Origin of the sequence: Leisingera sp. XS_AS12 (assembly GCF_041224635.1) — a bacterium.
Lineage (GTDB): Bacteria > Pseudomonadota > Alphaproteobacteria > Rhodobacterales > Rhodobacteraceae > Leisingera.
Genome location: NZ_JBGFGM010000128.1, coordinates 64,077 through 89,968, shown reverse-complemented (window position 1 = coordinate 89,968; position 25,892 = coordinate 64,077). Strand labels below are relative to the sequence as shown.

Sequence of the window (25,892 nt, the reverse complement as noted above, 5' to 3'; positions counted from 1 at the left end):
TGTCAGCCTTTGGATGCGTCTTTGAACTCATCCCGGGCGTAACCCTGGATATAGAGCAGCGCGGTGAGGTCGCCGTGGTTGATGCGGATGTCGCATTCCGCGGCGACCGAAGGCTTGGCGTGCAGCGCCACCCCGGCGCCCGCCCGCTTCAGCATGCCCAGGTCATTGGCGCCGTCGCCCACGGCCATCACATCAGCTTCGCTGATGCCCAGCCGGGCGGTGATCTGCTCCAGCGCCTCCACCTTGGCCTCGCGACCAAGGATCGGCCGCGCGGCTTCGCCCGTCAGCTTGCCGTCCTGCACCAGAAGGGTGTTGGCGCGGTTCTCGTCAAAACCCAGCTTCGCCGCCACCTGCGCGGTGAAGGCGGTGAAGCCGCCCGAGACCAGCGCCGCATAGGCGCCCGCGGATTTCATCGTTGCCAGCAGCTGCGCGCCGCCTGGCATCAGGGTGATGCGCTCTTTCAGGACCTTGGCGATCACGGTTTCCGGCAGATCCTTCAGCAGGCCGACCCGTTCGATCAGCGCGCCTTCGAAATCCAGCTCTCCGTTCATGGCGCGGGCGGTGATTTCCTTGACGCGACTGCCGACGCCGGCCTCCTCGGCCAGTTCGTCGATGCATTCCTGCTGGATCATCGTCGAATCCATATCGGCCAGCAGCATCTTCTTGCGCCGCCCTTCCTGCGGCTGGACCACCAGGTCGACACCGCTGTCTTGCAGGTCGGCCCAGACGTCCCAGCGGTTGCCGGGCATCTCCGCGAGCGGAAACTCGGCGGCGATGCCGGGAGCCAGCCAGGTGACCGCACCGCCGCCCCAGGCGTTGCGCAGCGAGTCGGGCAGGGCAGGGTCCAGCACCGGATTGGCAGGGTTGCAAAGCAGGGTGGCGATAAACATCGGCGGCTCCGTGGCATCGGTTGTTCCCCAGTGTCATAGCGGCCCGTCCGGCAAACAGCCAGAGCGCGAGACGCGGCAGAATGGCCGCAAGGCCGCGGTCGGGCCCGGGGTGGCCCGCGGTGGCGTCGGATCGGTGCGGCTGTTTCCGATGGTGGAATTTCATGTCGCAAAAATTCGATGATTGGCCGCTTTGAGGGAATTTTCCGTATTGCGAGTCGCGATGCGGCGCTCTAGCTCTGACGGCGGGACACCCCTCCCCAACGAGGGGCGCTTATCTGGAAGGGTAGCATTGATGGCTATTGCACAACCGGCCGCGCGGCCGGCCAATCCGCGTTTTTCTTCTGGCCCCTGCGCCAAACCCCCCGTCTTTGATCTGGTCAAACTGTCCGGCGCGCCCTTGGGGCGTTCGCACCGCGCTGCGGTGGGCAAGGACAAGCTGCTGGCTGCGATCGAAGGCACCCGTGAGCTTCTGAACATCCCCGCAGACTACAAGATCGGCATCGTGCCCGCCTCCGACACCGGTGCGGTCGAGATGGCGATGTGGAACCTGCTGGGCGAGCGCAAGGTCGAGATGCTGGCCTGGGAAAGCTTTGGCGCGGGCTGGGTCACTGATGTGGTCAAACAGCTGAAAATCGACGCCGAGGTGAAAACCGCCGACTACGGTCTGATCGTGGATCTTGCCAGCGTCGATTTCGCCAATGACGTGGTCTTCACCTGGAACGGCACCACCTCGGGTGTGCGTGTGCCCAATGGTGACTGGATCGCGGCTGACCGCGCCGGTCTGACCATCTGCGATGCGACCTCTGCCGCCTTCGCGCAGGACCTGCCCTGGGACAAGCTGGATGTGACCACCTTCTCCTGGCAGAAGGTGCTGGGCGGCGAAGCGGCGCACGGCATGATCATCCTGAGCCCCCGCGCGGTGGCCCGGCTGGAAAGCTACACCCCGGCGTGGCCGCTGCCCAAGATCTTCCGTCTGACCAAGGGCGGCAAGCTGATCGACGGCATCTTCAAGGGCGCCACCATCAACACGCCGTCGATGCTGGCGGTCGAGGATTACCTGCTGGCGCTGGACTGGGCGCGCTCGGTCGGCGGTCTGGAAGGGCTGATCGCCCGTGCCGACGCCAATGCCAAGGCGGTGTTTGACTTCTGCGACGCCAAGCCCTGGATTGCCAATCTGGCCGAAGATCCGGCGACCCGCTCGAACACCTCGGTGTGCCTCAAGTTCACCGATGCACGCATCCAGGACGGTGCCGCCTTTGCCAAGGCCGTGGCCAAGCGTCTGGAGGCCGAAGAGGTAGCGCTGGACGTCGGTGCCTATCGTGACGCGCCTGCGGGCCTGCGCATCTGGTGCGGTGGCACGGTTGAGACCGCCGACATCGAGGCAATGCTGCCCTGGCTCGAATGGGCCTTCGAGGCCGAGATCCCCGCACAAGGCTGATCCCTGATCCCCGCTGCCCGGCCCAGCTGCCGGGCGGCGCCAGACCCTCTCCATTTTCAGGCCGTACCCCCGGCCTCTGCACATGAAGGACCACACTCATGGCTCCCAAAGTTCTGATTTCCGACAAACTCTCTGAAGCTGCCGTCCAGATCTTCCGCGACCGCGGCATCGAGGTCGACTTTCAGCCCGACGTGGGCAAGGACAAGGAAAAGCTGGCAGAAATCATCGGCCAGTATGACGGTCTCGCGATCCGCTCCGCCACCAAGGTGACCGAGAAGATCCTTGAGAATGCCACCAACCTGAAGGTGATCGGCCGGGCCGGCATCGGCACCGACAACATCGACAAGGAAGCGGCGTCCAAGCGCGGCGTCATCGTGATGAACACGCCGTTCGGCAACATGATCACCACCGCCGAACACGCCATCGCGATGATGTTCGCTGTCGCGCGCCAACTGCCGGAGGCCTCCGCCTCGACCCACGCGGGCAAGTGGGAGAAGTCCAAGTTCATGGGTGTCGAACTGACCGGCAAGACGCTGGGCGTGATCGGTGCCGGCAACATCGGCGGCATCGTCTGCGACCGCGCCCGCGGCCTGAAGATGAAGGTTGCGGCCTATGACCCCTATCTGAGCCAGGAAAAGGCCGACAAGATGGGTGTCGAGAAGGTCGAGCTGGAGGAGCTGCTGGCGCGGGCTGATTTCATCACCCTGCACGTGCCGCTGACCGAGCAGACCCGCAACATCCTGTCCAAGGAAAACCTGGAGAAGACCAAGAAGGGCGTGCGCATCATCAACTGCGCCCGTGGCGGCCTGGTGGATGAAGCCGCGCTGGCCGAACTGCTGACCTCCGGTCATGTGGCAGGCGCCGCCTTCGACGTCTTCTCGGAGGAGCCCGCGAAGGAGAACCCGCTGTTCGGCCTGCCCAACGTGGTCTGCACGCCGCACCTCGGCGCTGCCACCACCGAGGCGCAGGAGAACGTTGCCCTGCAGGTGGCCGAGCAGATGTCGAACTACCTGCTGACCGGCGCCGTCGAGAACGCGCTGAACATGCCCAGCGTTACCGCCGAGGAAGCCAAGGTCATGGGGCCGTGGATCAAGCTGGCCGATCACCTCGGCAGCTTTGTCGGCCAGATGAGCGATGAGCCGATCCAGGCGATCAACATCCTGTATGACGGGGTCGCCTCCGGCATGAACCTCGACGCGCTGAACTGCGCGGTGATCGCGGGGATCATGAAACGCTCCAACCCCGAGGTGAACCTGGTCTCTGCCCCGGTTGTCGCCAAGGAGCGCGGCATCCAGATCTCGACCACCAACCAGGACAAGTCGGGTGCCTTTGATGGCTACATAAAGGTGACCGCCGTCACCTCCAAGCGCGAGCGCTCGGTTGCGGGTACGGTGTTCTCGGATGGCAAGCCGCGCTTCATCCAGATCAAGGGCATCAACATCGAGGCGGATGTGGGCGCGCATATGCTCTACACCACCAACGAGGACGTGCCCGGCATCATCGGCACCCTGGGCAACACCCTGGGCGACAATGGTGTGAACATCGCCAACTTCACGCTGGGTCGGGCTGCTGCCGGTGGCGAGGCGATCGCGCTGTTGTACGTGGACGAACCTGTCCCCGCAGAAGCACGCGCCAAGCTGGCCGAGACAGGCATGTTCAACCAGATCAAACCGCTGCAGTTCGACGTCGCCTGACCTCGACCCGGCAACGATGCGAGCGCCCCCGCAGTCCGCTGCGGGGGCGTTTGCCGTCTTTAGCCTCCTTGCGGCACCGTCTCGCGTGATTGGGCCGGGGTGCCGTGCAACACGACAGCGGCGAAAATCGCCATCGACGCCAGTGCAACCAGCGATCCGATCTGCGCCAGCACTTCCGTGCGCTCAAGGATTGCCAGCGGAATGCCGGGCACCAGAAGCAGCAATGTCAGCACCGACCCTGCCAGATGCAGCCGGGGCAGCAGGCCGACGGACGCGCCGGGCAGCACGTGATAGTAGAACGCGAAGATCGAGCAGCTGACCCAGCCCAGCAGGTTGAGGTGCCCATGGGCCGGCGACAACAGGTGATCCTTGCTTGCAGACATCTGTATTCCCCAAACCATGCCGGCCAGAACCGAAATCAGCGCAAGCAGCATGAACCAGCGTGCAATTCCCTTCATCACTCTTCCCTCCGGGTTTTGTGGATGCAAAATAAGCATTGTCTTGAAATGGGCCGATTTCCTGCGTCGGCCAGTCCGGTTGTGAACCAGCAAGGGTTGAGCCCTCTCCGTCAATCCGGCATCTACGCTGCAAACCCACGCCATAGGAGGTTTTGATGACCGCCCCAATCTACGCCATCGGTGACATTCATGGGCAGCGCGCCATGCTGGACGACGCGTTGCAGCGGATCGAAGCCGACGGCGGACCTGACGCGCGGGTTGTCTTCCTCGGTGACTATTGTGACCGTGGGCCCGACAGCCGCGGAGTAGTCGATTGCTTGGCGCAGGGAATGGCTGCCGGCCGCAATTGGGTCTGCATCAAGGGCAATCACGACCGGATGTTTTCCATGTTCATGGAGGATCATCCGCGCAACGATGACCGGCTGCTGGTCGGATACCACTGGCTGCATCCGCGCATTGGAGGGGTAGAAACCCTGCAATCCTACGGCGTCGACGTGGCTGAGCGGGAACGTATCCACGAGGTTCACGATCGCGCCCGCGCTGCGGTTCCATCGGAGCACTGCATGTTTCTGGATGGTCTGAAGACGTTCCACCAGGAGGGCGAGCTGCTGTTCGTCCACGCTGGTATCCGCCCCGGGGTATCGCTCGATCAGCAGGTGGAAAATGATCTGGTCTGGATCCGGCAGGAGTTCCTGACGGACACCCGCGCCCACCCCTGGCTGGTGGTGCATGGCCATACTCATGTGAAACGGGCCGAGCATCACGGCAACCGGGTCAACCTCGACACCGGGGCCGGCTACGGCCATCCGCTGACCGTGGCCGTTTTCGAAGGCCGCGATTGCTGGCTGCTGACGGAGGAGGGGCGCCAGCCGCTCACCCCGTAAGCCGGTTTCCTTCTGGAAAGAGGGGTCCGTTGCAGGCGGCGCGAGGGGGCAGCGCCCCCTCAACGCAGGTCAGGTCCAGTCCAGCACCACCTTGCCGCTGGCACCGGATTTCATCGCGGCGAATCCTTCGGCAAAATCATCAACGCCGAACCGGTGGGTGATGACCCGGCTGACATCCAGTCCGTTCTGCAGCATCGCGATCATCTTGTACCAGGTCTCGAACATCTCGCGACCATAGACGCCCTTGATGGTGATCGCCTTGAAGACGATGCGCGACCAGTCGACCGGCGACTTCCCCGGCGGAATGCCCAGGAGGGCAATCCGGCCGCCCATCACCAGCGCCTCGACCATCTGGTCCAGCGCCGCCTGGCTGCCGGACATTTCCAGCCCGACGTCGAACCCCTGTTTCATGCCCAACTCATGGATCACATCCGGCAGCTCTTCCTTGGATACATCCACCGTGCGCACGGCGGGCACCACATGGGCCGCGAGCTTCAGCCGGTCCGGGTTGATGTCGGTGATCACCACATGGCGCGCGCCGGCGTGTTTTGCCACCGCCGCTGCCATGATGCCGATCGGACCCGCGCCGGTGATCAGCACATCCTCGCCCAACAGATCAAAGCTCAGCGCCGTATGCACCGCGTTGCCCAAGGGGTCGAGGATGGCGCCGATCTCATCCGGCACGTCATCGGGCAGCGGCACCACGTTGAAGGCGGGCAGCTTCAAATACTCGGCAAAGGCGCCCTGCTCATTCACCCCGATACCGCGGGTGCCGGGGTCGAGGTGGAATTTGCCGGCCCGGCTCTGGCGCGAATCCGTCTTGATCAGATGCCCTTCGCCGGAGCAGCGCTGGCCCACGGCCAGATCGGTAACGTTGCGACCGATCTCGACGATCTCGCCTGCGAACTCATGGCCGGTGATCATCGGCACCGGCACGGTGTGCGACGCCCAATCATCCCAGTTCCATATGTGAATATCGGTGCCGCAGATGCCGGTCTTCTTCACCTTGATCAGCACCTCGTCGGGGCCGATTTCCGGCACCGGCGCCTGCACCATCCACAGGCCCTCCTGCGGATGGCTTTTCTCCAGCGCCTTCATCGTGTTCGGACGGCTCATCAGATCACCCCCAAATCCTTGCCGACCTTGCCAAAGGCGGCCAAGGCCCGATCCAGCTCTTCGCGGGTCAGCGCCGCGTTCATCTGCGTGCGGATCCGCGCCTGTCCGCGCGGCACCACCGGGAAGAAGAAGCCCGAGACATAGACGCCCTCGTCGAACAGCCGCGCGGCCATGTCCTGCGCCAGCTGTGCTTCCCCCAGCATCACCGGGATGATCGGATGCTCACCCGGCAGGAGGTCAAAGCCCAGCTTTTCCAGACTCGCGCGCCAGTAGCGCGCATTCTCGAACAGCTGCGCGCGCAGCCCGTCGCCTTCCTCGACCAGTCGGATCGCCTCCAGCCCGGCAGCAACAATCGATGGCGGCAGCGAATTGGAGAACAGATAGGGCCGCGCCCGCTGCCGCAGCAGGTCGATCACTGGCTGCGGCCCGGCGATATAACCGCCGATGGCCCCCCCAAGTGCTTTGCCCAAAGTTCCGGTGACGATGTCCACGTCCACTCCGAAGTGTTCCGGCGTGCCCGCACCCGTCGCCCCCATGAAGCCGGTTGCGTGGCAGTCGTCCACCATCACCACGGCGTCATATTTATCGGCCAGCGCCCGGATCTCCGGCAGCTTGGCCAGGTAGCCGTCCATGGAGAACACGCCGTCGGTCGCGATCATGATATGGCGCGCGCCATCCTCGCGGGCCTGCTTCAGCCAGGCCTCCAGATCGTTCATGTCACTGTTCATGTAGCGGTAGCGCTTGGCCTTGCACAGGCGGATGCCGTCGATGATTGAGGCGTGGTTCAGGCTGTCAGAGATGATCGCGTCCTCCGGCCCCAACAGCGGCTCGAACAGCCCGCCGTTAGCGTCGAAACAGGCGGCGAACAGGATCGAGTCATCCTTGCCCAGGAATTTCGCCAGCCGCTGCTCCAGCTCTCGGTGAATGTCCTGGGTGCCGCAGATGAAGCGGACGGAGGCCATGCCGAATCCCTTCGGCTCCATCGCGTCGCGGGCAGCTCGGATCAGGTCGGGGTGGTCGGCTAGGCCAAGGTAGTTGTTGGCGCACAGGTTGATCACCGACCGGCCCCCAACGGTGATCTCGCCCCCCTGCGGGGAGGTGATCATTCGCTCGCGCTTGTACAGTCCTTCGCCCTCGATCTGGGTCAGAGTGTTGGAGATGTCGGTCAGAAATGCAGTGGACATGCGCAAGCTCCCTCATGTGTTCCGAGTCGAGCTTCTAGCATAACGGATTGAGTTCCGAAATACGGGATTTCACTATCCCGGAAAAAATTCCGCAAAACTGGAGGTGACGGTGAAATATCGCCCAGACGGGCTAAGTTCCTGCGCAGCAGCGGGGAGGGTGCAGCCATGGCGCGGGTCACGGGAATTGGCGGGGTGTTCATCAAGGCGCGCGGCGACAAGCAGGCGCTGGCGGAGTGGTATCGCGATCATCTGGGGATGCGGCTGACCGACTTCGGCGGCGCTGTCCTCAGTTGGCAGGAGGACCGGGCCGAGGACGGCGGCCTGACGGTCTGGGCCACGGCAGCGCCGGATGGCGACTGGTTCAGCCCCAGCACGGCGGGATTCATGATCAACTACCGGATTGATGACATGGCGGCGATGGTCGCGCAGCTGCAGGAAGCGGGTGTCCCAATCCTGCAGGGGCCGGAAAGCCATGAAAATGGCCAGTTCGCCTGGATCATGGATCCGGAGGGCAACAAGGTGGAGCTGTGGCAGCCGCAGCCCTGGACCGATCTGACTGGCAGTTGAGGGTTTTGAGGCTGCTGCAACGAAAAACGCGGCCCCCTTTCGGGGACCGCGCTGCAATACTGCGAAAGGCAGCCTGGCTTATGCCAGTTCCAGGTTCACTGCCGACTCGCGGCCGTCACGGCCGGGCTCGATGTCGAAGTTTACTTTCTGGTTGTCTGCCAGGCCGGTCAGGCCCGAACGTTCCACAGCAGAGATGTGCACGAACACGTCTTTGCTGCCGCCTTCGGGTGCGATGAAGCCGTAGCCTTTGGTGGTGTTGAACCATTTTACGGTGCCAGTGGCCATATCCGTAGTCTCCTAGTTTGTGCTGCCCGCGTTGGTGCGGCAGCCTGGCGTAGTCGGTCTGGATCGAGAGACTGATAACGCCGTAGAAACGGGAGACAGTGGATCGACAAGAATAACGTAAGCCCCCCACATATGGAGCTTGGTCCCGAGTCGTTCAAGAGGAAATCTAAAACTGCCTGTCTGGGCGTCAGGCGTTCTTGACGATCAGGAACACCCGCGCTGGCCCGTCTGGTGCGGTGATTGCATGGGCAACATCGGCGGCATAGCGCGCCGTGTCGCCTGCTTGCAGCCGGTCCTGGGCCTTGCCGGAAACCACCGTGACCGTCCCTTCGAGCGCGGTCAGCTGTTCCACGGTGCCGCGTGTGTGGGGCTGGCTGTTCAGCGCGCCCCCCTGATCAAAACGGATGTCGTAAACCTCGTGCCCGCCGGCATCCTCGGGTGGAGACAAGATGCGGATGCGACAGCCCTGGCCCATGTTCTCGATCTTCGGCACATCGGCAGCGCGCAACACCTCGATCCGGTCCTGCATGTCGCCGGCTTCCAGCAGGCCGGCGAAATCCACCTGCAACGCCCGCGTGAGGTTCCAGAGGGTTGCGATGGTCGGCGAGCTTTCGCCGCGTTCGATCTGGCTCACCATGGAGCGGCTGACACCGGAGAGATTGGCCACGGCCTCAAGGCTCAGGCCTTGGGCACGCCGGGCCTCTTTCAGGCGCGCGGGAAGCAGGGTCAGGATATCGTCTGTGTTTTCCGTCATGACGGATTCTCTGCGCTGCCGGGCCGGGTTTGTCAATTGCCGCGACACACGGCGGGGCCACGGCGCGGGCGCGCGTGACGGTACGTCCCGGCAGACAGGTTGATGCTGCGGGTGCATAGTGTCGCCAAACCGGATGAGGAGAAAGACAATGCGTGACATCGTGATCCTGGATGGCGCCCGCACGGCCATTGGCACCTTTGGCGGCGCGCTGGCCAGCACTGCGCCGATTGACCTTGCCACCACCGTGTCCCGCGCGGCGCTGGAGCGATCCGGCGTCGAGGGCGGCCAGATCGGTCATGTGGTGTTCGGCCATATCATCAACACCGCACCGCGTGACATGTACCTGAGCCGCGTGGCGGCGATGCAGGCCGGGGTGCCGGATGCGGTGCCCGCGATGAATGTGAACCGGCTGTGCGGCTCTGGCGTGCAGGCCATCATCTCGGCCTATCAGTCGCTGGCAATGGGTGATGCGGAGTTTGCGTTGGCGGGCGGGGCAGAGAACATGTCGCGCAGCCCCTACATCCTTCAGCAGAGCCGCTGGGGCGCCAAGATGGGGGATGTGAAGGCGCTCGACATGATGTTGGGGGCGCTGAATTGCCCCTTTGGCACCGGGCACATGGGGGTGACTGCCGAAAACGTCGCTGATGAGCATGGTATCAGCCGCGAACAGATGGATGCCTTTGCCATCACCAGTCAGAACCGTGCCGCCGCGGCGATCGAGGCGGGGCATTTCAAAACCCAGATCACTCCGGTGGAGGTCAAGGTCAAGCGCGAGCTCGTGCCCTTCGAGGTGGACGAGCATCCAAAGGCGACAAGCGCCGAAGCTCTCGCTGGGTTGCGCCCGGTGTTTCAGAAGGATGGGCGGGTCACGGCCGGGAATGCCAGCGGCATCAACGATGGTGCGGCGGCACTGGTCCTGGCGACGGCGCAAGCAGCTGAACAGGCCGGGTTGAAACCCAAGGCACGGGTTCTCGGCTATGCGCATGCTGGCGTGCGCCCGGAGGTCATGGGGATCGGCCCGGTTCCGGCGGTCCGCAACCTGTTGGAACGCACCGGTCTGGCCGTTTCGGATTTCGATGTCATCGAATCGAACGAGGCCTTCGCCGCGCAGGCGCTGGCGGTGAACCAGGAACTCGGGCTGGATCCCGCGCGGGTGAATCCGAACGGTGGGGCCATCGCCCTGGGGCATCCGGTCGGGGCAACCGGTGCCATCATAACCCTGAAGGCGCTGTATGAACTGGAACGCATTGGCGGCCGTCGTGGGTTGATCACGATGTGCATCGGCGGCGGGCAGGGCATCGCGCTGGCTATTGAGCGCCTCTAACGCAGGCGGCATTCCTCGCGAAAATCGACTGAGGGGGGCGTTGGCACAGGCCACGACCTCCCCGCGTCGCCCGCCGGGGGCGGCGAGCACAGCAACGACCTGTCGGCTGATCGTCGGCAGGCGGGTTTTCCGGCGCCATGACGCGTTTGCGAATCTTTATGAGGTTTTTATGTGCCCAAATGACAATTTAAGGTAGAATACAATATCACAGTGGAAAACTAGCGATTCCCGCTCGTCGCTCCGTTGCGGCTGTTTTCGCCTATCTGTGTTGTGGCTGATGGGGTCACCGTAAAAAGTGCGATTGTCGCAGTAGAAGCACAGGGCAGCTGTGTGATTGGAGGGCAGTTTGGCATCCACAGTCCTGCTTTTGGAAGATGACGTCGGCGCACGCTTCACCTTTGAGATTGCGTTGCGAGACGCTGGGTACGAGGTCACGGCGGTCGCGAACTGTACTGAGGCGATTTCCGCGCTGTCGAAGATGTCGCCGACTGTTCTGGTACTGGATCTGAAAATCGGCGAGGAAACCTCGCTGCCCGTCGCCGACTACGCCGCGCTGAGCTGTCCCGACGCGCCGGTGGTCTACATCACTGGCAGCCGTCTTTTCACGGGGGGCGAATTGTTCGGCCTGAGCCAGAACATCCGATGGGTGCTGCGCAAGCCCGTGGCCCTGCCGGATTTGCTGAGCATGGTGGACCACGTTACCGGCCGATTGGGTGCGAGTGATACCGCTCAGTCCACCACGACACCGCGAATTGCCGCGATCAGGTGACCGGGCTGCCTTCAGCAGGCGGTGAAAATCTCGGGATCTGAGGGCTGACGGATAGCGCCCGCCGAAATCGTGAAGACGGCGCCGCGGCCAAGCTCGCCGTGCGCCTCAAAAGCCCATTTGTGACGGCGGCAGATCTCGGCACAGGTGGACAGGCCGATGCCGCTGCCCTCGATATCCGGGTTCACCCGATGAAACGGCTGGAATATCTTGTATCGGTCGGCCTCGGATAACCCGATGCCATTGTCGGAAATCGACAGCGACCATTGCTCCCTGCCGCGGCCCTGCATCGCGATTTCGATCTCCAGTGGCCGGGCCGGATCCCGATACTTGATGGCATTGGACAATATGTTGGTCAGCACCAGGTGCAGCAGCGTCGGCTCGGCATAGACAAGGCAGCTTTTGCCCGTTACCGCCAGCTGCGCCCCGCATGTCTGCAATTGCTGTTCGAGACTGTCGCAGGCTTCCTTGATGGCGTCTTCAAGCCGCACATCCTGCAACTTCATCTCGGCGGCAGTCGAAACGGAGTGGTCCAGAAGTTCCGTCGTCAATCGATCCATCTGCCGGGCGGCACGGCTCATGTGTTGCAGAAACTCCAGGGCCTTGCCCGGAAGATTGTCGGCGTAGTTGTCGGAAAAGAACTGCAGCGATCCGATCAGCGTGCCGATCGGGGTGCGCAGATCGTGGGAGGCTGCCCGGGCAAAGGCCTGCATGGTCAGCAGGGTTTCCTGAAGGCTCAGAATATCTTCGCGGGCCTGCCGCAATTCACCGCGCAGTTTGCTGCGCAATTCGTTCATCTGGCGGAGCGATTCTGCATTCGCTCTTAGCTGATCCTGCGTCAGCAACATCAACCGTTCACCCTTGGCCGCCGCACGGAGGAGGGAGACCCGGAATTCGGTCTCCGGGGCGAGTATGGTCGCAGAATTGCCGATCATCGGAAAACCGGTGTTGCCCGAGGCGGCACCCTTGCGCAGGCGCGACAGGACGGTGTCTGCGTCGCATCGGGTCAATTCGCTCAGGTGCAAGCCTGCCAGCTCCCGATCCGTGGCGGAAGCAGAGGGGTGGAAGCTGCGCTGCGCGCGCCTGTTGGCGACAAGGATCCGGCCTCCCCAGTCGAGGATCATGGATGCGTAGGGCGACGCGAAGAAGGCGCTGCCCAACACATCGGAGGCGAGCTGTTCGTTCTCAGTCGCCATTGACGGATACGGTTGCCATCGGGCCCGGCCGCGGCCCTGGATGACGTGCATCGCGAGGCGATGTGCAGAGGGCTGTTTTCATGCGGCGGCTCCCGCTGTTGGCTGGCCCGGACGCTTCATCCGGCTGCTGCCGGGAAAAGTTGCAGGCCGCCGAACACATGGGTCACCTTGCCGTGGTCGTCCTGGTTCGCTTCCACCACAAGGGTTGCCGCCCGTATCGATCCTTCGCCATTCAGCAGCCTGACTTGTGACTGAAACGGAGTTCCCTGCACCAGCGTCCCCTGCAACTGGTCCTTGATCCGGCCCTGGTCTTCGGGATGGATGCGCTGCAGCAGCAATTCTATCGATGAGATCTCGATGCTGCGGTCATAATCCAGGATATCGTACATCCCGGGATTCCAGATCGGAACATTGTTGATCACGTCATAGGAGAACACACCGATTCCCAGATGTTCCTGAACCGTTGCGCTGCAATCCAGCATCAACTTGTGCTCATCCTGTTTGGCTTGGTCCCAGCACACACCGATGAGCTGCACAGTGTCCCCGTATGAGTCGCGGAAGACCATCATGCTGCCATTGAGCTTGCGGGTACTGCCTGCGTCATCAAAGAATCGGGTCTCGAATTCGAAAGAGCCGCCTTGCTCGATCAGCTGTTGGATCGCCGCGCGCAAGGCTGGCTGGTCCTCGGGGTGCGCACGGGCGAGGATGTCTTCGAAGGTCATGTCCTTCGGCGCATTTTCGATGCCCAGCACAGTGTGTGTCTCCGGCGACAGGTAGCTTTCCTGGGTATCCAGATTGTGGGTCCAGAAGCCGACTCGCGCCACCTTGCTGACAAGACGCAGGACGTTGTTGAAGGGCTCGTTGTCGTACCGGGTGATGGTGATCGATATGCCGATCAGCTTCTGGTGCTGATCCAGCACCGGTGACATGACGAGGGTGAAGTAGTCGCCATTGGACAGCACCGGTATGCGGCGGGTTTCCTGCAGCCGCAGAACGGCATTGGCAATCGGGGCCAGCGCCGGGAAACCACGCGGCAGGTTGCATTGGCTGAGATGCAGGCCTGTCGGTGGCAGTTCCGAGATGCCGAAGACATCCAGCGCCACCCGCGACAGTCGCCGGATGATAAGTGCCTGGTCGGCCAGTGCCACCGCGTAGGGCGACGACGCCAGCGTCGCTTCCAGCTCGGAGGCCAGCGCCTGGCGTTCGGCTGAACTGATCTGCAACTCTTCGTTGACGGTCAGCAGCTCTTCATTGGTGGATTGCAATTCCTCGTTGGAGGTTTCCAACTCCTCATTGGTGGCCTGGAATTCCTCGTTCGTGGACTGCAGTTCCTCGTTGGCGGATTGCAGCTCCTCGTTGGCGGTCTGCAACTCCTCGATCGTCTGTTGCAATGCTTCCTGGGTGGAGCGGATTTCCAGCTCCATGCGCTGGACGTACTCCCGCTGGTCGCTATCGGAAATCTGATCGAGGCTGAGCGCCTTCTCCTCTTCGAACTTGGCATTGATCGCCAACAGGCAGTGAACCTCGCCGCCGCGATGGTGGTAGAAGGGAAACGCCTGCAATTGCACCCGGTTGCCCGTGGGCAGCGACACCTGGTGCCATCGGCCGTCGCGGCGGGTCTCGCTGCGAATGGCGATGGCGATCAGGCTTGCCGCCTCACTGCGCAAGGGTTCGATCAGCATTTTCACACTCAAGGAGGTGGAAATGCCGGCCCTGATTTCACTGTAGGCGCTGATGTCGCCCAGCACCTCGATGATGTCACCGTGGCGGGTGCAGATCATCCCGTTGGGGGCGACGGCGCGTGCGAGCGAAAGATCCGCCTGGGTTGCCTGGTCATTCGCTGTTTGCTGCGGGGATTTGCGCTGGTGCAGCGTCCGCAGATACCCGGTACCGGCATTGCTGGGAGTGACCGTAAGTTCCCCGGAGATGCCACGCCGCTTTGCGAAGATCTTGTCCGCGCCTTGCCGGGCATCGAAGTAGAGGCCCATTTCCCCGACGGATTCGGAGGTTCCGAGAAACAGGAGCCCCCCCGCCGCCATCGAGTAGTGCAGCCGGGTCAGGACCCGTTCTTGCAGGGCCAGGTTGAAATAGATCAGGACGTTCCGGATGGTGACGAGGTTCACGTTGATGAACGGAGGATCCTGGAACACGTTGTGCCGCGAAAACAGGGTTACATTGCGCAGCTCCTGTCGCACGGTAATGTCGTTTTCGCCGACGATGAAATATTCCTTGAGGTAATTCGCCGGAATATCTTCTGCCGCGGCAAGCGGGTAGGTTCCCTTGCGGCCGACTTCGATGGCGTTCTGATCGATGTCGGTGGCAAAAATCTGCACATTGTTCTTGGTCAACTCCTGGATGCCGCCGAGGATTTCGGCAATCAGGATGCCAATGGAGTAGGCCTCTTCACCGGTGGCGCAGCCCGCCACCCAGACCCGGATCGGCCCAGGCGCGCGAATTGCCAGCTGCTTTTCCAATTGTTCGTACAGTTTGCGAAACTGGTCGGGGTCACGAAAGAAACGGGTGACCGAAATCAGCAGGTCCCGGTGCAGGGCGTCGACCTCTTCGACATTCGAGCGGCAGTAGTCGACGTAGCTTTCGTAGTCCTCGATGCCTAGGGCCGCCATCCGCCGCATGATGCGACGGTTCAGGGTGTTTTCCTTGTAGTTCGCGAAATCCACCTGTGTCCGCGCCAGCAGGATCCCGAAGAGTTCGCCCAGTTTCGTTGGCTCATGCGGTACCGTGCGCAGCCGCTCCAGATTGCGCGGCTGGGCCAGGATTTTCTCGAAGTGCTTGCCGATTTTCTCGGGCGTCAGGGTGAGGTCGACACAGCCGGTCTCGATAGCCGAGGTCGGCATGCCGTCGTATTTGGCCGAAGCGGGTTCCTGCGCGATGGTAATGCCGCCGCTTTCGCGAATGGCCTGGACACCGTAGCTGCCATCGCTGCCAGTGCCGGAAAGCACGATGCCCACGCAATCTTCGCCGCACGCTTCGGCCATGCTCTTGAACAGGCGGTCCGCCGAGGGCTTGGGCGTGGCGGGATGCCCCGCGGGATTGCGCAGGCGCAGCTTGCCGCTGTCAAAAATCACATCGGTGTTGGGCGGGGTGACATAGATCGTGCCGACCTGCGGCGTGACCTCACCGGAGAGTTCGATCACCGGCAGCGTGGTTTCGCTCACGATGAGCGAGGTCAGAATGCTCTTGTGGGTCGGTGACATGTGCTGGGCGATAACATAGATGGCCGCCGCGGAGCGGGGCAGGTTCTGCACCAGCGACGACACGGCCTCCAGCCCGCCTGCGGAAGCGGCGATGCCGACAACATGATACCCCAGCGTGTTGCGCGAACCACCCTCGGGACGCTCTGCCTGCTCGCCCGCGGCAGGATCTGCGCCTTCGTTCCGGTTATGGTCTTCCATGCTTAACCTGTCCTTACTCGTTCCCCGCTACTGCCCGGATGCAGTCAGTTGTCTGTCAAAGCCGAGGCCGGTTCCCGAAAATGCCGTTCCTGTCAGGCCGCCGGGCAGAACTTGTCGATCAAGTTCAACAATTGCCCCGGTGTAACGGGTTTGGAGGCGAATCCATTCATCCCCAGTTCCCGGACGATCGAATCGTCGTGGTACGCGACATCTGCGGTCACGGCGATGATCGGGACGTTGCGGGGGGGATCCGAGCGGGTGCCCCGGATCTGTCGAGTGGCATCGATGCCGGAAACCCGCGGCATATGCAGGTCCATCAACACCAGGCCAAACGCATCGGGAGTCTTGGTCAGAATATCAAGGCTTTCCTGGCCATCCACGGCGATCTCGACGTCGACGCCAAGGGCCAGGATGATTTCGCGCATCATGTAGCGCGTGAATTCGTCATTCTCTACGAGCAGGACTTTCCGCGGATTATTCATCGGCCGGTTCCGTTATTGCTTCGGTTGGAATCAGAAACAGGAATTCGGTCGCGAAACCGTCTCTGGGGACTTCGGTCAGCTCCAGGGACCCACCCATAAGTTCTGCGATTTCGGAGGAAATTGCCAACCCAAGCCCCGCTCCATCATGCTGGCGTTTCAACCCTTGGTCAACTTGCCTGAAGCGATCAAATATCATCTTCTGCGCGTTTTTTTCTATTCCGCCACCCGTGTCGCGAACCTTTACCTGCAGTTGCAGGGGAGAGGCGCCGTCGGGGGCTTCCTCCAGTTCCACGGAGATGCGTATTTCGCCCTCGTTGGTGAACTTGGCGGCATTGTCGGTCAGGTTGCCCACCACCTGAGACAGGCGCGCGCCATCCAGCAGGTAGTATTGTGCCAGATCATCCGCGACGTGCAACGTTGCCTCGACCTTGTCGCTCTTGCCGCGTCGATGCACTGCGGCGCGGGTTGTTTCCAACCAGTAGGCGGCGAGATCGCGGATGTTCGTTTTCACGGGATTGACCTTGACCTCCTTGGCCTCCAGCCGCGCGGCCTCCAGCGTGTTGTTCAGCATTTCCAGCAGGTTCTGCCCCGCAGCCAGGGCCGTGCGCGCGTGCTGTCGTGTCTTGGGCGGATTGTCGGGTGCCAGTTCAATCAGATGCATCAGGCCGAGAATGGCATTCAGCGGGGTGCGGATTTCATGACTCACCGTGGTCAGAAAGGCCGAGTGAATTGAAAGCGCATCGCGTTCTTTTTCCGCGCGGCGTCGATCGCGAATCTCGTTGTTCAGCGCATCCATCTGACGTGCGATGCGGGCTTCGTAGTCGTTGAAGGCGGCAACCAGCGTGTCCAGTTCGTCCGGCATGGCAGGTGGCGTGCGGTCCAGCGTGAGTTTGCGGGGCGTCTCGTCCGAGTCGCTTGCATCAATATGCGCGGCAACCCGAACCAGATGACGGGACACCAACGTGTAAAAGACCAGCAGCAGAGCCAGCGCAGCGAAATAGGCCTTGGCGATATTCGAGGCCAATGTGGTCCACAACTGGCTCCAGATTCGTTGTTGGATTCGGGAATAATCCAGGGACACCTTCAGCGTGCCGACCGGGAAGCTCTCGGCGGTGGAAAGCGTATAGGTCAGCGGAATGTCCTCGTCATATTGGTCCGGCTGCTTCCGGCCCAGTTCCCAGGAGTTTCCCGTCGGTGTGCTGAGAGCGACGCCGTCAATGAAATCGCTGGTCAGGACACCTTCCAGAATGGTTTGCACGATGTCCTGGTTGAATTCCCAAAGCCCGCGCGCCAGGGAGGTCGAGACGGTTTCCCGGATCAGCTGCAGCCCGGCAGCGGCGTCACGTTTCTGACTTTCGTAGCTCAGGTACAGCTGCACGCCGGTCGAAAAGACCGAAAGGATGGAGCTGATGACCAGCGACGCCACAATGAGCCGCAAACTCAGCTGACTTTGAAAAACCGCCTTGAGCATAACCATGCATAGCGCGATGGATGCGCTCGTGGCAAACCTCCAAGTGGCCAGCCTGAACATCTTTTGGTTGTGGCGATGATCGTCTCAGCGTTGCGACATTCATCGCCTCGTACGAGGTCTGCGCGCCACCGGCGCAGCTGCCTGGGACGGGAAGACCTTTGAGAGACCTACAATATCTGTGCCAGAATGCTGATTGTCGCGGCTCCACCGACGGCACCGAACAGGGCGGGCAGCACCCAGTGGCTGCTGCGTTTTGGCGGCTGCGGCTGTTGCGCCTGTGCAATCAGAGCCTGTTCCACAAGTGCAGGTAGCCGGGGGCCGAACCGGGCCATCACTTGGGCGGTTTCCAGCAGATCCTTGGCCACCGCACGGGGGCCGATGGATTTCTTGATGTAATCCTCGACCACGGGGCGGGCGGCTTCCCAGATGTTGATATGGGGATCCAGAGAGCGGGCGACGCCTTCGACCACCACCATGGTGCGTTGCAGCAGGATCAACTCGGTGCGGGTTTCCATGCCAAACCGTTCGGTGACCTCGAACAGGTAGTTCAGCAACCGCCCCATCGAGATCTGGCTGGCGTCCATGCCGAAGATCGGCTCGCCAACGGCGCGCAGGGCGCGCGCGAATTCATCGACGTCCTGGTTCGCGGGCACATATCCGGCTTCGAAATGCACCTCGGCCACGCGCTTGTAGTCGCGTTTGATGAAACCATAGAGGATCTCGGCATAGACCCGGCGGGTGTATTCGTCGATATGGCCCATGATACCAAAGTCATAGGCGATGATGTCACCATTGGCGGCCACCTTCAGGTTGCCCTGGTGCATGTCGGCATGGAAGTAGCCGTCGCGCAGGGCGTGGCGCAAGAAGAGCGACAGCACCCTGTTGGCCAGCAGCTTGCGGTCATGGCCGGCGGCATCCAGCGCATCATTGTCGCCCAGGGGGATGCCATCGGCCCAACCCATCGTCATCACCCGACGGGCAGAGTAGGCCCAGCGGATCTCGGGCAGCTGAAAGCCTTCGTCCTGAGCGGTATTGGCCGCGAACTCCGAGGCGGCGGCGCTTTCCAGACGCAGGTCAAGCTCGCCCTGGACCACGCCGTCGAAATGTTCGATCACGTCCATCGGTTTCAGCCGCCGTGCGCCGGGGGCAAACAGATCGACAATGCGCGCGGCGAAATAGAAGGCGTCCACATCGCGGTTGAAGGCGCGCTCGACGCCCGGACGCAGCACCTTCACCGCCACGTCCTCGCCGGTTTCGGCTAGGGTGGCGCGATGGACCTGCGCGATCGAGGCGGCGGCGATCGGATCGCTGAAATCCGAAAAAATCTCGGAGGCGGGGCGGCCCAGCTCGCGCTCCACCTCGGCGAGGGCTTCGGCGCGCGAGAACGGTGGAAGCTTGTCCTGCAGCACGCGCAGCTGGTTGGCCAGATCCTTGCCGACCACGTCCGGGCGGGTGGAGAGCACCTGGCCGAACTTGATATAGGCCGGTCCCAATGCGTTCAGCGCGCGGGTTTCCGGAGGCATCGCAGGATCGCCCTTGTAGCCCAGCCATTTGAAGGGCCAGCCAAGCAACCGGGCCAGCACCCGGATCGGTTTTGGAGCCTCGAATGCTTCCAGCACCGATTGCATGGCGCCCGTCCGCTCGAAGGTCGCGCCGGTTCGGATCAGGCGCAGGATGTTGTGGGGGCCGCGCATGGGTCAGATCTTCCAGCCGGAATGCAGGCAGGCGATGCCCATGGACAGGTTGCGGTATTTGGCGTTCTCGAACCCGGCCTGCTTCACCATGCCGAGGAAGGTTTCCTGGTCCGGGAAGTTGCGGATCGATTCCACCAGATATTGGTAGCTGTCGTAGTCGCCCGCGATCAGCTGGCCCATGCGTGGAATCACGTTGAAGGAATAAAGGTCATACAGTTTCTGCAGCCCGTCGTTCGGCAGCTGCGAGAATTCGAGCACCATCAGGCGACCGCCGGGCTTCAACACCCGGTAGGCCTCGTTCAGCGCTTCTTGCGGACGGGTGACGTTCCGGATGCCAAAGGAGATCGTGTAGACATCAAAGGTGTTGTCCTTGAACGGCAGCTTCATCGCGTCGCCGGTCACCCAGTCGAGGCTGCCTGCCATTTGTTCCGCTTCGGCCCGCTTGCGGCCCTCTTCCAGCATCGGGCGGGTGAGGTCGAGTACGGTGGAATGCCCGTGGCCCGCGCGTTTGAGGAAGCGGAAGGAAATGTCGCCGGTGCCACCTGCCACATCCAGCAGCCGCTGGCCGGGGCGCGGCGCCAGCCAGTCCATCATCGCGTCTTTCCAGACCCGGTGGATGCCGACGCTCATCACATCGTTCATGATGTCGTATTTCGAGGCGACGGAGTTGAAGACCCCCTGCACCCGGCCGGCCTTTTCGCCCTCCGGCACTGTTTCAAAGCCGAAATGGGTGGTGTTTTCGCTGCTGTTGCTCATGCCACTTGCCGTTTGCTGAGTTTCGCCCTTGTTATAAGGCGCTGGAGGGCAGGCACAATGCGGCCCGTTGGTTCAGGAGGGGTGTAATGCCAGAATTGCCCGAGGTCGAGACTGTGAAACGCGGTTTGGCGCCCGCCATGGAGGGCGCGGTGATCGCCCGTGCCGCGGTGAACCGGCCGGACCTGCGCTGGCCGTTTCCCGAGCGCATGGCAGAGCGGCTGACCGGTGCGCGGGTCAACCAGTTGCGGCGGCGGTCGAAATACATCCTGGCGGACCTGGACAGCGGCGAGACGCTGCTGATCCATCTGGGCATGTCCGGCCGGATGACGGTGTCGGGTGACCCGCTGGGCCAGTTCGCGCATGATCACCCGCAGGCGGAAAAACACGATCACGTGGTGCTCGACATGGACAATGGCGCGCGCATCACCTTCAACGATCCGCGCCGTTTCGGGGCGATGGACCTGCTGGACACGGCAACCGCCGAGCAGCACAAGCTGCTGGCGGTGCTGGGGCCGGAGCCGCTTGGCAATGACTTCCATGAGGACCACCTGATCGCCACCTTCAAGGGGCGTAACACGCCGGTGAAATCGGCATTACTGGATCAGGGAATCATCGCCGGCCTTGGTAACATCTACGTCTGCGAGGCGCTGTTTCGGGCCGGGATCTCGCCGCGGCGCAAAGCCGGGCAGATTTCGGCGACGCGGGTGGCGGCGCTGGTGCCGATCATCCGCGCCGTGCTTGAGGACGCGATCCGCGCAGGCGGTTCCTCGCTCAAGGATTTCCGGCAAGCCTCTGGAGAGCTTGGCTATTTCCAGCACTCCTTTGATGTATACGGCCGCGAAAATGCCCCCTGTCGGCGCGAGGGATGTACCGGCACAGTGACGAGAATCACCCAATCCGGACGCTCCAGCTTCTACTGTGTAAAGTGCCAAAGATAGCTTGATCCACGGAACCCTTTTGGTAAGGACTCGGATCTGAACGGAACAACCGAAAGAGAAACCATGGCCTACGAGACGATCAACGTCGATGTGCAGGACCACGTTTGCCTTATTAAACTGAACCGCCCGGAAGCGTTGAACGCGCTCAATCAGGCTCTTCTCGGAGAGCTTTGCGAAGCCCTGGAAGAGGCCGACGCAAGCGACAAGGTGCGCTGCATCGTGATCACCGGCTCGGAAAAGGCCTTTGCCGCCGGTGCCGACATCAAGGAGATGTCGGAGATGACCTTTACCGAGGTCTACTCCACCAACCTCTTTGCCGAGGCCAACGACCGCATCAGCGCCATCCGCAAGCCGATCATCGCGGCGGTGGCAGGCTATGCGCTGGGTGGCGGTTGCGAGCTGGCGATGCTGTGCGATTTCATCATTGCCGCCGAGACCGCCAAGTTCGGCCAGCCGGAGATCAACCTGGGCGTTGTGGCCGGCATCGGCGGCACCCAGCGCCTGACCCGGTTCGTGGGCAAGTCCAAGTCGATGGACATGAACCTGACCGGCCGCTTCATGAACGCAGAGGAAGCCGAGCGCGCAGGCCTGGTGTCGCGCGTGGTTCCGGCCAAGAAGCTGATCGAGGAAGCCACCGCGGCGGCCCAGAAGATCGCCGAAAAATCGCTGCTGACGGCGATGGCGGTGAAGGAATCGGTCAACCGCGCTTACGAAGTGCCGCTGAGCGAAGGCATGCTGTTCGAGCGCCGCGTATTCCACTCGATGTTTGCCACCGAGGACCAGAAGGAAGGCATGGCTGCTTTCCTCGAAAAGCGCGAAGCGCAGTTCCGCGACAAGTAACGCCGGACCATTTGAAGTTGGGATAGCGGCGGGCCGTCTGGCCCGCCGTTTTCCTTTCCGGGGACGGCGCTCTTGCATTCAGGCCCCAAGTTGGATAAACGCCGCCGTCATACATGCGCGTGCAGCCCGCCAAGGCTAGAATCACACCGGTGGTCCGATCCGGGTTCGGCTGGCATTGCGTCCGATAGAAACAGAACTCGAAGATAAGGTCAGACACCATGGCAAATTCGCCCCAGGCCAAGAAGCGCGCACGTCAGAACGAAAAGCGCTTTGCCGTCAACAAAGCCCGTCGTTCGCGCATCCGTACCTTCCTGCGTAAAGTAGAAGAAGCCATCGCGTCCGGTGACAAGGAAGCTGCAACCGCAGCCCTGCGCGCAGCTCAGCCGGAACTGATGCGCGGTGTCACCAAGGGCGTGTACCACAAAAACACCGCTTCGCGGAAAATCTCCCGCCTGTCCGCTCGCGTCAAAGCGCTGGGCTGAGGATCGACCCTTCGGGAGCGACTCGAACAACCGAAAAACCTGTCAGGGCGTTGCAGTTTGCAGCGCCCTGATTTTTTGGGAAAAGCCTGTCAGGGCGCGCTATCGGCGGAGGGATTCTTTATCCCCAAAGGCAGAGTCAACATCATAGTTTCGTTGCTGCCCCCCCCTGCAAATTGCTACCACTATATCAGCGATTCACTCGCTGGGGGGACAGGCTGCTAGGGCAACCTTGACGGGCATCAAGGTTGCCGAGTTGACTGGACAGACCGCATTTTAATGCAGGTTCTGGCCAGCTCCGACTGCTGTTAAGCGTTAACAGCAGCCATGTCCTGATTGTGTACGATAGGGTTCGTGACGGCAGGTGCGCCGCTTTGAGCGGTGTTTTTTCTGTTTCCAACCGAACGATCTGCCTTCGGGCAATGCGGCTGCCATGCGGTCCGCACACAATCTCCTGTTGAGTGGTCGTCCCCGCGGCGGCGGGGAAACGAGAGAATTGGCCTTGCAAATGGGCTGCTGCTTTTTTGGGGATGCGAGAGGCACTGCATGACGGAAGAAAAATGGGGACAGGTCAGAAACCGGCTGCTGAAAACGGTTGGCCAAAACAACTACACGACCTGGATCGAGCCACTGGAGTTTGATGCCGTGGACGGCGGTGTTGCCGTCTTCAAGGTGCCGACGAATTTTATGGGCAATTATGTCAGCCAGAACTTTGCAGATCTGATCCTGCATGAGCTGACGATGTCCGGCGAGGCGGTACAGCGCCTGGCGTTCCGGGTGGTTGCGAACGCTCCCGCGCGCCCGGCCGAGGCGACGGCGGCACACCCTGCCCATGCCGTGGCGGAGACGGCTGACTCGGCCGCTTCCGGCTCCGCGCCGGGCAAGGAAACGCTGGAGGCCTTTCAGGCGGCGCCTCTGGATCCGCGTTTCACCTTTGACAGCTTCGTGGTCGGCAAGCCGAACGAGCTGGCGCACGCCGCTGCACGTCGCGTCGGCGAGGGTGGCCCGGTCACCTTCAACCCGCTGGTTCTGTATGGCGGCGTGGGTCTGGGTAAGACCCACCTGATGCACGCCATCGCCTGGGAGCTGAAAGAGAAGAACCCGTCGCTGAATGTTCTGTACCTGTCGGCGGAACAGTTCATGTATCGTTTCGTGCAGGCCCTGCGTGAGCGTCGCATGATGGACTTCAAGCACCTGTTCCGCTCGGTCGACGTTCTGATGGTGGATGACGTTCAGTTCATCGCCGGCAAGGATTCCACTCAAGAGGAATTCTTCCACACCTTCAACGCGCTGGTCGATCAGAACAAGCAGATCATCATCTCCGCCGACCGCGCGCCGGGCGAGATCAAGGATCTGGAGGATCGGGTGAAATCCCGCCTGCAGTGCGGCTTGGTCGTGGACCTGCATCCGACCGACTACGAACTGCGTCTGGGCATCCTGCAGACCAAGGTTCAGCAGCAGCGCGAGACCTATCCGGACCTGCAGATCGCCGACGGCGTGCTGGAGTTCCTGGCACATCGGATCTCGACCAACGTGCGCGTGCTCGAAGGCGCGCTGACCCGGCTGTTTGCCTTTGCGTCGCTGGTTGGCCGCGAGATCGACATGGACCTGACCCAGGACTGCCTTGCCGACGTGCTGCGCGCCTCCGAGCGCAAGATCACGGTCGAGGAGATCCAGCGCAAGGTGTCGGAGTACTATAACATCCGCATGTCCGACATCATCGGCCCCAAGCGCCTGCGCTCCTATGCGCGTCCGCGGCAGGTGGCGATGTATCTCTGCAAGCAGCTGACCAGCCGCTCGCTGCCCGAGATCGGCCGCCGCTTTGGCGGGCGTGACCACACCACCGTCATGCACGGCGTCAAGCGCATCGAAGAGTTGAAGCTCACCGATGGGCAGATCGCCGAAGACGTTGAAATGCTGCGCCGCTCACTGGAAGCCTGAGGCGCAACCGCACCCCAATGCCCTGCGGCCCCGGATTTCCGGGGCCGTTTTTTGTTGGGGATTTTTGGAAATGCTGTTGCCGCGCGGGGAAGTAACGGCTCAGTCGGAGGTTTCGGTCTTTTCGACCACGCCGACGATCGGTCCCATCATGAAACCGGCATCGCTGCGGTCCAGCTGAGGCGCATGCAGGCGCGAGATGTTTCCGTCGAAATAGAGCGCGTTGGGCAGTTGCAGATGGTCGCGAAACAGGCTGCCGAACTGATGAAAGCTCACCGCGTTACGGGAAATTGCGAACACCACGCGGCGTCCGTCAGCCGAGGTGCCGACGCCGTTGCGGATGTAGCGACTGTCAGAATCCGGCAGGAAGCGCGGATGCAGCTCGCCGTCGATCACCAGCATCGGGCCGGACTGGCTCGCATGCCGACAGTCAGGCGCGGCCTTCTGAAACGCGAGGGTTTCCATCACGTCGGCACGATCTTCGCGGATGCAGAAGACGCCGTTGGGCAGCAGGCCGAAATTACCGGGGCCTGCATTCGTCACCAGCCGCATCTCTTCCGCGCCATCCTCGACATAGAGGCCGACCGGCGCGCGGCTGCTGTGGTACATGCCTGCATTGGTCGCAAAAGGCAGCGTTTTGCCCTGTTGCGCCAGCAGTTTCTCCAGGGTCGAGAAATGACCGATGACCTGCCCGTCGTCGTTGCGCAGGAACAGCTGCAGCTGTTCCTCGGAGGCGTCCACCTCGCAGATCGCGTAGCGGTTGCCGTCATAGGAGACGTTATTGCATTCCACCGCCCCGGCGGACGAGGCCGCCAGCCAGGCGGCCAGTGCAAGCGCCGCCCTTCGGATCACTCTTCCACGTCGCGGCGGACCGCGTCCTGGCTCAGCATCCGGCGGGTGTCGTCCATCTGGTCGAAGGTTTCGTCCAGGCGGAACCGCAGGTCAGGTGTGAATTTCAGTCCCAGCTTCTTGCCCACCGCCCGGCGCAGCTCACCCTTGTTGCGGGCCAGCAGCTTCAGCACGTCCTCCTGCCCCTTGCCGCCGAGCGGCAGCACAAAGGCGGTGGCGATCTTCAGGTCGGGCGAGGTACGTACTTCGCCGACGGTGATCGACATGCGATTGAGGTCGGGGTCATGCACGTCGCCACGCGCCAGCACTTCCGAAAGGGTACGGCGGATCAGTTCGCCGACGCGAAGCTGCCGCTGCGAGGGGCCGGGGCCATCGTGGAATTTGTTCTTTGCCATGCTTCCGATCTAAGCCGGATCGCCGCCTTTGCCAAGCGCTGCCCGGCATTGTAGGACAAAACCAGCTTGAACAAGGGAATG

Annotated in this window: 24 protein-coding genes; 10 read left to right on the top strand and 14 right to left on the bottom strand. The window is 62.2% G+C overall.

Annotated features, from left to right (window positions below; all coding sequences use genetic code 11):
* Positions 1–2: 2 nt before the first annotated feature.
* Positions 3–890, bottom strand: coding sequence for a phosphoserine phosphatase SerB (gene serB, locus AB9K35_RS22405; RefSeq protein ID WP_369929603.1), 888 nt, complete (start codon positions 888–890; stop codon positions 3–5).
* 292 nt (positions 891–1,182) lie between these two features.
* Between serB and AB9K35_RS22400 the strand changes: the two genes are divergently transcribed.
* Both AB9K35_RS22400 and serA read left to right on the top strand, forming a co-directional pair.
* The gene (locus AB9K35_RS22400) at positions 1,183–2,328 is read left to right on the top strand and encodes a phosphoserine transaminase (RefSeq protein ID WP_369929601.1); all 1,146 of its coding nucleotides are present in this window, start codon (positions 1,183–1,185) and stop codon (positions 2,326–2,328) included.
* A gap of 98 nt (positions 2,329–2,426) precedes the next feature.
* Complete coding sequence (gene serA, locus AB9K35_RS22395; protein WP_222454271.1) at positions 2,427–4,022, top strand: phosphoglycerate dehydrogenase; 1,596 nt, start codon at positions 2,427–2,429, stop codon at positions 4,020–4,022.
* A gap of 59 nt (positions 4,023–4,081) precedes the next feature.
* On the opposite strand, the gene AB9K35_RS22390 is transcribed toward serA, so the two are convergent.
* Positions 4,082–4,480 carry a hypothetical protein gene (locus AB9K35_RS22390; protein WP_369929599.1) on the bottom strand — a complete coding sequence of 133 codons (399 nt, stop codon included), beginning with the start codon at positions 4,478–4,480 and terminating at the stop codon, positions 4,082–4,084.
* Positions 4,481–4,635: 155 nt separating this feature from the next.
* On the opposite strand from AB9K35_RS22390, the gene AB9K35_RS22385 reads away from it, so the two are divergent.
* A complete protein-coding gene (locus AB9K35_RS22385) occupies positions 4,636–5,364 on the top strand; it encodes a metallophosphoesterase family protein (protein WP_369929597.1) in 729 nt (242 codons plus the stop codon).
* A 69-nt stretch (positions 5,365–5,433) separates the two neighbouring features.
* On the opposite strand, the gene tdh is transcribed toward AB9K35_RS22385, so the two are convergent.
* Both tdh and AB9K35_RS22375 read right to left on the bottom strand, forming a co-directional pair.
* A complete protein-coding gene (gene tdh, locus AB9K35_RS22380; protein WP_222454690.1) occupies positions 5,434–6,462 on the bottom strand; it encodes an L-threonine 3-dehydrogenase in 1,029 nt (342 codons plus the stop codon).
* 17 nt (positions 6,463–6,479) lie between these two features.
* On the bottom strand, positions 6,480–7,664 hold the full coding sequence (locus tag AB9K35_RS22375) for a glycine C-acetyltransferase (RefSeq protein WP_369929595.1): 1,185 nt from the start codon (positions 7,662–7,664) through the stop codon (positions 6,480–6,482).
* A gap of 165 nt (positions 7,665–7,829) precedes the next feature.
* Here AB9K35_RS22375 and AB9K35_RS22370 point away from each other — a divergent pair, with 165 nt between their 5' ends.
* Positions 7,830–8,231 carry a VOC family protein gene (locus AB9K35_RS22370; RefSeq protein ID WP_222454267.1) on the top strand — a complete coding sequence of 134 codons (402 nt, stop codon included), beginning with the start codon at positions 7,830–7,832 and terminating at the stop codon, positions 8,229–8,231.
* Between the two features lie 78 nt (positions 8,232–8,309).
* Here the strand turns inward: AB9K35_RS22370 and AB9K35_RS22365 are convergent, their stop codons facing one another.
* Positions 8,310–8,516 (bottom strand): cold-shock protein, encoded by a 207-nt coding sequence (locus AB9K35_RS22365; protein ID WP_222454266.1) that lies wholly within the window; start codon positions 8,514–8,516, stop codon positions 8,310–8,312.
* Positions 8,517–8,703: 187 nt separating this feature from the next.
* Positions 8,704–9,270 (bottom strand): XRE family transcriptional regulator, encoded by a 567-nt coding sequence (locus AB9K35_RS22360; protein ID WP_222454265.1) that lies wholly within the window; start codon positions 9,268–9,270, stop codon positions 8,704–8,706.
* Positions 9,271–9,418: 148 nt separating this feature from the next.
* Here AB9K35_RS22360 and AB9K35_RS22355 point away from each other — a divergent pair, with 148 nt between their 5' ends.
* Together AB9K35_RS22355 and AB9K35_RS22350 are read left to right on the top strand one after the other, a co-directional pair.
* A complete protein-coding gene (locus tag AB9K35_RS22355) occupies positions 9,419–10,594 on the top strand; it encodes an acetyl-CoA C-acyltransferase family protein (RefSeq protein WP_369929592.1) in 1,176 nt (391 codons plus the stop codon).
* A gap of 346 nt (positions 10,595–10,940) precedes the next feature.
* Positions 10,941–11,363, top strand: coding sequence for a response regulator (locus tag AB9K35_RS22350; protein ID WP_222454263.1), 423 nt, complete (start codon positions 10,941–10,943; stop codon positions 11,361–11,363).
* Between the two features lie 11 nt (positions 11,364–11,374).
* Here the strand turns inward: AB9K35_RS22350 and AB9K35_RS22345 are convergent, their stop codons facing one another.
* The 6 genes from AB9K35_RS22345 to ubiE all read right to left on the bottom strand — a co-directional run bounded on the left by AB9K35_RS22345 (position 11,375) and on the right by ubiE (position 20,372).
* A complete protein-coding gene (locus AB9K35_RS22345) occupies positions 11,375–12,556 on the bottom strand; it encodes an ATP-binding protein (protein WP_369929590.1) in 1,182 nt (393 codons plus the stop codon).
* Between the two features lie 116 nt (positions 12,557–12,672).
* Positions 12,673–15,969, bottom strand: a complete 3,297-nt coding sequence (locus AB9K35_RS22340; protein WP_369929588.1) for a chemotaxis protein CheB — start codon at positions 15,967–15,969, stop codon at positions 12,673–12,675.
* 92 nt (positions 15,970–16,061) lie between these two features.
* On the bottom strand, positions 16,062–16,451 hold the full coding sequence (locus AB9K35_RS22335) for a response regulator (protein WP_369929586.1): 390 nt from the start codon (positions 16,449–16,451) through the stop codon (positions 16,062–16,064).
* Positions 16,444–17,889 (bottom strand): ATP-binding protein, encoded by a 1,446-nt coding sequence (locus AB9K35_RS22330; protein ID WP_369929584.1) that lies wholly within the window; start codon positions 17,887–17,889, stop codon positions 16,444–16,446. Before AB9K35_RS22330 ends, AB9K35_RS22335 begins: the two co-directional genes overlap by 8 nt.
* A gap of 200 nt (positions 17,890–18,089) precedes the next feature.
* Positions 18,090–19,616 carry a 2-polyprenylphenol 6-hydroxylase gene (gene ubiB, locus AB9K35_RS22325; protein WP_369929582.1) on the bottom strand — a complete coding sequence of 509 codons (1,527 nt, stop codon included), beginning with the start codon at positions 19,614–19,616 and terminating at the stop codon, positions 18,090–18,092.
* A 3-nt stretch (positions 19,617–19,619) separates the two neighbouring features.
* Positions 19,620–20,372, bottom strand: coding sequence for a bifunctional demethylmenaquinone methyltransferase/2-methoxy-6-polyprenyl-1,4-benzoquinol methylase UbiE (gene ubiE / locus AB9K35_RS22320; RefSeq protein WP_369929580.1), 753 nt, complete (start codon positions 20,370–20,372; stop codon positions 19,620–19,622).
* Positions 20,373–20,458: 86 nt separating this feature from the next.
* Between ubiE and mutM the strand changes: the two genes are divergently transcribed.
* The 4 genes from mutM (at position 20,459) to dnaA (ending at position 24,570) form a co-directional block, all read left to right on the top strand.
* Positions 20,459–21,310 carry a bifunctional DNA-formamidopyrimidine glycosylase/DNA-(apurinic or apyrimidinic site) lyase gene (gene mutM, locus AB9K35_RS22315; RefSeq protein WP_369929578.1) on the top strand — a complete coding sequence of 284 codons (852 nt, stop codon included), beginning with the start codon at positions 20,459–20,461 and terminating at the stop codon, positions 21,308–21,310.
* 63 nt (positions 21,311–21,373) lie between these two features.
* Entirely contained in the window at positions 21,374–22,150 is a 777-nt protein-coding gene (locus AB9K35_RS22310; protein ID WP_222454255.1) for an enoyl-CoA hydratase, read from the top strand.
* 218 nt (positions 22,151–22,368) lie between these two features.
* Positions 22,369–22,632: a 30S ribosomal protein S20 gene (gene rpsT, locus AB9K35_RS22305; protein ID WP_008556347.1), complete on the top strand. Its 264-nt coding sequence runs from the start codon at positions 22,369–22,371 to the stop codon at positions 22,630–22,632.
* A 543-nt stretch (positions 22,633–23,175) separates the two neighbouring features.
* Positions 23,176–24,570 carry a chromosomal replication initiator protein DnaA gene (gene dnaA / locus AB9K35_RS22300; protein ID WP_369929575.1) on the top strand — a complete coding sequence of 465 codons (1,395 nt, stop codon included), beginning with the start codon at positions 23,176–23,178 and terminating at the stop codon, positions 24,568–24,570.
* A gap of 99 nt (positions 24,571–24,669) precedes the next feature.
* Here dnaA and AB9K35_RS22295 read toward each other — a convergent pair whose 3' ends face one another.
* Positions 24,670–25,419, bottom strand: coding sequence for a phosphodiester glycosidase family protein (locus AB9K35_RS22295; protein WP_369929573.1), 750 nt, complete (start codon positions 25,417–25,419; stop codon positions 24,670–24,672).
* Positions 25,416–25,811 (bottom strand): 30S ribosome-binding factor RbfA, encoded by a 396-nt coding sequence (rbfA, locus tag AB9K35_RS22290; RefSeq protein WP_222454252.1) that lies wholly within the window; start codon positions 25,809–25,811, stop codon positions 25,416–25,418. The genes AB9K35_RS22295 and rbfA overlap by 4 nt, the downstream gene beginning before the upstream one ends.
* Positions 25,812–25,892 lie beyond the last annotated feature (81 nt).